Here is a 6,299-nt window from a genome sequence, read left to right as displayed (position 1 = left end):
ACTAAAGATATTATCCCTCGCAACAAGAGGTTACGAGAGTTCTATGATAAGAAACGCGAAGAAGGAAAGCCTTATAAGGTAGCTGTAATAGCATGTGCAAATAAGCTCTTACAATGGATCTATGCGCTTTTAAAGAGTAACTCAACTTTCCAAGATATAGCTTAAATGAAAAATAAAACTAAATAATGAAAAACCTTCCAATAATCTAAATTAGGAAGGCTATTTGTCATGCTTATTTTTAGTATATCATGTGCCCTTTAAGATTTTTAATGAAAAATATTGACAAACTATTAGCTGGTTTACTTTAAGTACAATCGTTCACAATGTCTTTGAAAAGTTGTATTTGAATCATTTAAAGGTCAAAAATTATTGGGTCCGAAAGGATTTTCTGGTGGATATTCCTCTAACTTATCAGCTGTTCTTTCATCTGGTGAGGTCGCCCCAGATTTTTTGTCAAAATAAATGGCTATTCCAACCAATATAATGATAGGTGTAAATATATAAATCCAAATCATCATAACACCTCCAAACTAACCAACGAATTACTTATATTATATTACAAATTTAACTTTTTTTTACAATATCTTTAAACAAAACTGCCCCGTTTGTACAAAAAGAAAATGAATTGCCGCTACACCTCATTGTTAACCTCTTGCACCCTATAGTTTAAGTAGAAACCTTCACAATCTCTTATACATTTTAATTAAATCCAATCCCTTAAATGTATTGTTTTAGAATCTAGCTCATTATAAAAAGACTTCTTATTATTAAAGAAAAGCGCCCAAACACTATAGTCCCCTGCGAGTAATAGCAGTTGCTCCGACATAAAAGTGAGTTTTATTCATATGGTAAATTATCGACTACAATGGGGGGAGAATATGGAGGCTAAAGTTATTTTGCTTGTCATCATATTGTTGTGCGTGCTTTTTGCATGGATTATGAACAGGTTGAAAAAACGGCGCAAAGAAAAGGAGTTCGAAAAAAAACAAAATAAAATCCGAAGCATTACAGACGAACACCAATTTACCGTTTTCAGAAGATTTTCTACTCCGGATGACTATCATCATATTCTTTATGATGAAAATAAGCGCATCTTGACGATCCATTTGTCTGAACCCCAAAAAACAGAACTCATCAACACCAATAAGATAATCCATTGCGAATTATTTGAGGATGGCTCATCCATCATTAGGACTTCGAGAGGTCAGCAAATAGGCGGTGCCATCGTTGGTGGAATGATTGCGGGAAGCACGGGTGCCATTATCGGTGGATTGAGCGGCGAATCGAAACAGACGGCTGCTGCCCGGATAATCGAACTGAGGATAACCGTTGATGACATTTTGAAGCCGTTGTTTAAATTTCAATTTTTGCATCGTTATTCTCCCATTGAAAAAACCACAACCGAATATCAAAAAGCGATGAACGAAGCATTGGAATGGCAAAGCCTCGTCGCTGTGTTGATGTACAGGAATCGAAATGAACAGTGAATGCTTGTTTATGAACGAAAAGACAAGTGAAGTTTACTTGTCTTTTGCTTTATCATCCCTTGTCATAGGGATTAATCCCAATTGGTTTGAGAATAAAAGAACACATTAAAAACTGACGAACGGAAATGGAGAATTATATAGGGAAAAAATTTATCACAATTTTTAATTAAATTTCTTCAAATAACCTGCTTCGTTAGCACAAAAAGAAAGCCGCCAAAAATGGCGGCTGGATCTTAAACTCTTGCACCCGTTACTTTAAGTGTACTTTTCACAATCACTCCCAAAACAATGCCCTTCAAAATATGAAGCAGTCTCCTATGTAATTATCTAAACGAGAACTTATTTCCACCAAAAAAATAAATGGTATCGACAGGATATATTGGCATATGCTCTCCCTTTAGTTTATCTGTGGTAAAAGAATAATAAATTCTGTCCCCAAATTCTTTTCACTGTTCACTTGTACTTTACCTTTTAAAGAACGGATAATTTGAAAACTAACCATCATACCCAGTCCTGTCCCTCTTTCCTTTAAGGAATAAAACGGAGTTCCAAGCCTATCAATTTGCTTTTTTGTCATACCAATTCCTTGGTCCTTAATGATAATCTTTATAAATCCATCACTAGTTAAAGTACATGTAATCCAAACAATTCCACCATTCGGCATAGACTCTATGGCATTTTTCAAAAAATTAATCAAAGACTGGTTCAATTTTTGAGAATTCCCATAAATCCAACAGTTTTCAAGAAGATCAGTTTTAATCTCAACATTATGGCTCAGGCTGTAGCTTTGAATGATTTTTACTACACGTTGTAACTGAGAACCTACGTCGATTCTTTCGTTGTTATTTATTGAAGGTTTTCCAAAAGATAATAAATCATTAATAATTTCATTTGCCCGATCTAATTCTTCAATGGATATTTGGATATATTCCTTCTTCTCATTGGACAAATCAGGCTCGTTTAGAAGTTGCAGAAAGCCACGAGTAACTTGCATCGGATTTCTAATTTCATGTGCGAAAACACTTGTTAACTCACTAATAACTCGTAATTTTTCCGAGTTTTGCAACTCTAATCGTAGCTGGTGAATATCCTTGATAGCTTCATTTAGTTTAGTTAAGAACCAAGTAACTACCACCACAAAGATAAGCTGAATAATCTGAACTTTAAGATAATCTATGGAAAAACCTCTTAGAACACCAAAAAAAGTAATTCCAATTATGCAATAGTAAAAGGCAAGACCAACTGCAATTTTAACTTTTTTATCTTTGTTTGAACTTGCAAACGCTTTTTGAAAAAAAAATATAACAGGCAGTGATAATAATAAGACAATGACAGTATTATAAAATCCTAAACTGATTCCAAGATAAAGTCGATAAAGTATGATAAGGGCTGATAGGAAGATGGCTGAGCCAAATTCACCGTATAGGCTCCCAAATAATAGAGGAATAATTCTTAAATCCAAACGAGCATTTTGACCAAAGCTCACTGGAAATGACATGCAAATAAATATTGATATTCCCCACAAAATGGACATTATCACTTTTCTATTTTTATCACTATTTACCCTCTCCGTAATAAATGTAAAGTAAATAAATATGGGTATTACCGTAAGCGTTAGTTGCAGCAAAAAATCCTTTATTATACTCATCTACGTTACCTTTCATATTTTGTTCTATAGCTGAATACTGCATTATTAGGACGATAATCAGGTTCATTATTTTTATGTCTATTCCATATAAACATCTATTCTTTAATAAAGAACTTATTATATTAGTTATTATTACATATTATACTTTAAAGTTTTCAAGATTTGTCTAAATAAGAATTACCACCATCTACGCAACTAACGAGTAAAAGACCTGAAAAAAGTAGTCATATTGGCGGCATTTTCCTGTTAAACTAAACTGCATCCGTTAGCAAAACAAGCAAAAAAGACCGCCGCAGCATATCAGTACATTTATTCACAAACTTGGCGATCATTTAATAAAACCTCCCTTTCTAATTGAAAGGGAGGTTTCTGTTATTGAATCAAAGCCCCGTCCCAACCAACATAGTAACGACCGATTAAGGTATTGTATGCCATTTTCCCATTACTATAGAGATAGTACCATTTCCCTCCGGTAAGAACCCAACCCGTTTTCATTTCTCCACTACTAGCTATATAATACCAACTACCTGCATCATACAGCCATCCGGTTTTCATAACCCCATCTTTATTCATATAGTACCATTTGTTATTAAACAAAACCCATCCTGTTGCCATAGCACCACTCGGATAGTTCAGATAATACCAGGAGTTTTTATATCGAACCCAACCTGTTTTGACATCGCCATTAACAAAATAGTACCAATTGTTGTTTTGCAATTTCCAACCTGTGTAAGCGGTAATGCCTACAGTGATTGTAGTAGTTGCACTTCTATTCCCTGCTAGGTCTATAGCAGTGAAGTGGACGGGTGTCCCACTTGGCAATGGTTGAATGTAAACGGAAAAATGACCATCTGCACCAACTTGTACATAAGATTTATAGGTCCAATAGACCTTTTCAACAATAGAACCAGGTTCTGCTGTTCCTGTAATAGTCCCGCCATTAACTGTTATTGAATTAACAACTGGAGCTGCTGGTGGAGTGGTGTCCTGTTCAGTTGAAGCAAAAGGTGTTTCAGCTTGATAGCTCTTACCACTTATAAGCAATAGACCCAATAATAAAACCATTATGCTTCCGAACCGTTTTAATTTCATACTCATTCTCCATTTATTTTCTTAAAACCTTGCACTCTATTGTTAAAAAGAATTATTAAACTGGGAAACCTTTCTATTCGTTACAAAATATAATAAATATCCGAACACATTAAAAAATAAAAACACAATGATCCAACCTATATTCAAACGTTTTTGATGGTAAGCCATAATCGATGCCCAAATACAGAATAATGTCCAGTAAATGAGCGCACCAGGAAGGAGAAGGAATTGCAATAAACCATCAAAACTTCTGTAAGTCATATCGAAATAATAAGGATCTACATTTGCATATGCTGCTGAGGGCAAACTGACACCTAGCCAACTAGGAGCCCATAATGTTTTTTTGTATTGATAGACTGGTGTCTTGCCTCTAACGTCATAAACAATACTGTTATCCTCTTCATTTATAAAGTCCTTTAATTTATAGATACTAGCTTCTGATATATTAGTAGCGTCATTCAATATATTTTCAATTTTCTTTTTGTCATTCGGAGTAAGATCTTCCTTATCTTTTATGATATTTAAGATTTTGTCTGCTTCAGGGAACTGATGGTCGGTTCCGGCTATTGCTGCATTTGAAAGCACAAACCATAGGTAAGCCGATTTTCCAATATGCAGATTGGCTCCTACTATAACTTTGTGAAGTATTACACCTATACTAATCTGCCCCGTTAGTTTAAGTGAAAGCACTCACAACCTCTTCGCCTTTACCAATTTCTTTAAACGTGTTGTTCAACAATTTGACCCTTTAATGGAGTAACATACTTGAGTTTTACAATATCGACAATAACTAGAAAATGAAAATAAAGTCATTTGTGACTATACAGGTTCCTTCACTTAGGCATACTTTAGTAAAGTAGGGCAGCCAAGAAAATTTAAGGGAGGATTTACGTGAATAAACAAGTAAACAATGGGAATTGTCAATACCATGTAGCTCCGACATATGGACCTGGGACAGGAGAAGGACCGTTTTATAGCCCAGTTTTTACACCATATTCTATGTATGGCCATTCAACTTACGGTTATCCTACGAATAGTTATTATGCTCAACGGTTAAACAACATTGATCCGATAACAATTGCATCGTCAAACAACTTTTCCAATGTTGAAGAAAATGTACGGATTACGGCAAAAGGAGCTCCTTCTCGTCAGTTGCTGACCCCGACTAATCATCTTTTAATATTAACAGACCATCAACCACAAATGGCTTTTGCAACCAAATCCCTCAATATTGCCGAACTACGCAACAATATTGAGGGACTAGCAAAAGCAGCCAAGTTATTCTGTGTCCCTACCATATTGACTACCATAGCTGCAGCAACTTTTAGCGGAAAAATCTTTGAGGAGATTCAAGCTGTCTTTCCTGACCAAAAACCAATCGATCGAACGACGATGAACGCTTGGGAAAATCGGCAAGTAATAAAGCAAGTTAATGCCTACGGTAAGGGAAAAATCGTCATGGCTGGTCTTTGGACCGAGGTATGTTTGGCTGAACCGGTTCTTTCTGCAATCGAAGAAGGATATAAAGTGTATTTTGTATCTGATGCTTCAGGAGGAGTAAGTGAAGAGACCCATGCAATGGCGGTTACACGTATGGTTCAGGCGGGCGCCATACCGCTCACATGGCTGCAATATTTATTAGAGCTACAAAGTGATTGGGCACGTCAGGAAACCTACAATGGAACACTTGCGATTGTAAAGGAACATGGGGGTGCTTATGGTCTAGGAGTTCTCTATGCTGATCAGATGATTGGATCACAAGATAGTATGAGATAAACCTACATCATGGAAGAGAAGAAGAAAATGGGTTCTGATAACGGGATTTTTAGAGAAAATATCATATGCGATGTGTTGGGAACCAAAAAGGTCCCCAACCTCTGCTTTAAATCGTTTATGTCAAGGGTCCCGGCAATGGTACTACCCCTTATTAAACTCTTCTGACCCGTTAGTGGAACAAGCAAAAAAAGCCGCCATTGGCAGCTGGATTTCAAATAAAGGAAGCTATCCAAAATCTATTCTTCAAGTGGAAGTTCCATTCAATCCTTTTAATCCCAGGATCCCGTATTTAATTT

The 6,299-nt window shown here is 35.9% G+C and carries 7 protein-coding genes and 1 pseudogene; 4 read left to right on the top strand and 4 right to left on the bottom strand.

What is annotated here, in order from left to right; all coding sequences use genetic code 11:
* Positions 1-165, top strand: a pseudogene (locus tag AC59HZ_RS31140) (IS110 family transposase); the annotation flags it as partial.
* 194 nt (positions 166-359) lie between these two features.
* Here the strand turns inward: AC59HZ_RS31140 and AC59HZ_RS31135 are convergent.
* Entirely contained in the window at positions 360-518 is a 159-nt protein-coding gene (locus AC59HZ_RS31135) for a hypothetical protein (protein WP_179195808.1), read from the bottom strand.
* Positions 519-878: 360 nt separating this feature from the next.
* Between AC59HZ_RS31135 and AC59HZ_RS31130 the strand changes: the two genes are divergently transcribed.
* The gene (locus AC59HZ_RS31130) at positions 879-1,487 is read left to right on the top strand and encodes a hypothetical protein (protein WP_496549577.1); all 609 of its coding nucleotides are present in this window, start codon (positions 879-881) and stop codon (positions 1,485-1,487) included.
* A 397-nt stretch (positions 1,488-1,884) separates the two neighbouring features.
* Here AC59HZ_RS31130 and AC59HZ_RS31125 read toward each other — a convergent pair whose 3' ends face one another.
* From AC59HZ_RS31125 to AC59HZ_RS31115, 3 genes are all read right to left on the bottom strand, one after another.
* Positions 1,885-2,985: an ATP-binding protein gene (locus tag AC59HZ_RS31125; protein ID WP_496549576.1), complete on the bottom strand. Its 1,101-nt coding sequence runs from the start codon at positions 2,983-2,985 to the stop codon at positions 1,885-1,887.
* 522 nt (positions 2,986-3,507) lie between these two features.
* Positions 3,508-4,233 carry an Ig-like domain-containing protein gene (locus AC59HZ_RS31120; protein ID WP_496549575.1) on the bottom strand — a complete coding sequence of 242 codons (726 nt, stop codon included), beginning with the start codon at positions 4,231-4,233 and terminating at the stop codon, positions 3,508-3,510.
* 36 nt (positions 4,234-4,269) lie between these two features.
* The gene (locus tag AC59HZ_RS31115; protein WP_496549574.1) at positions 4,270-4,917 is read right to left on the bottom strand and encodes a hypothetical protein; all 648 of its coding nucleotides are present in this window, start codon (positions 4,915-4,917) and stop codon (positions 4,270-4,272) included.
* A 432-nt stretch (positions 4,918-5,349) separates the two neighbouring features.
* On the opposite strand from AC59HZ_RS31115, the gene AC59HZ_RS31110 reads away from it, so the two are divergent.
* Positions 5,350-6,003: a hydrolase gene (locus AC59HZ_RS31110; protein WP_496549578.1), complete on the top strand. Its 654-nt coding sequence runs from the start codon at positions 5,350-5,352 to the stop codon at positions 6,001-6,003.
* Positions 6,004-6,073: 70 nt separating this feature from the next.
* A partial coding sequence (locus AC59HZ_RS31105) for a hypothetical protein (RefSeq protein WP_496549573.1) occupies positions 6,074-6,299 on the top strand: 226 nt, incomplete at its 3' end.

It is taken from the genome of Neobacillus sp. DZ-9 (assembly GCF_059587065.1).
Note: the sequence above shows the minus strand (reverse complement) of the source record. Positions and strands in the feature narration are given on the sequence as shown.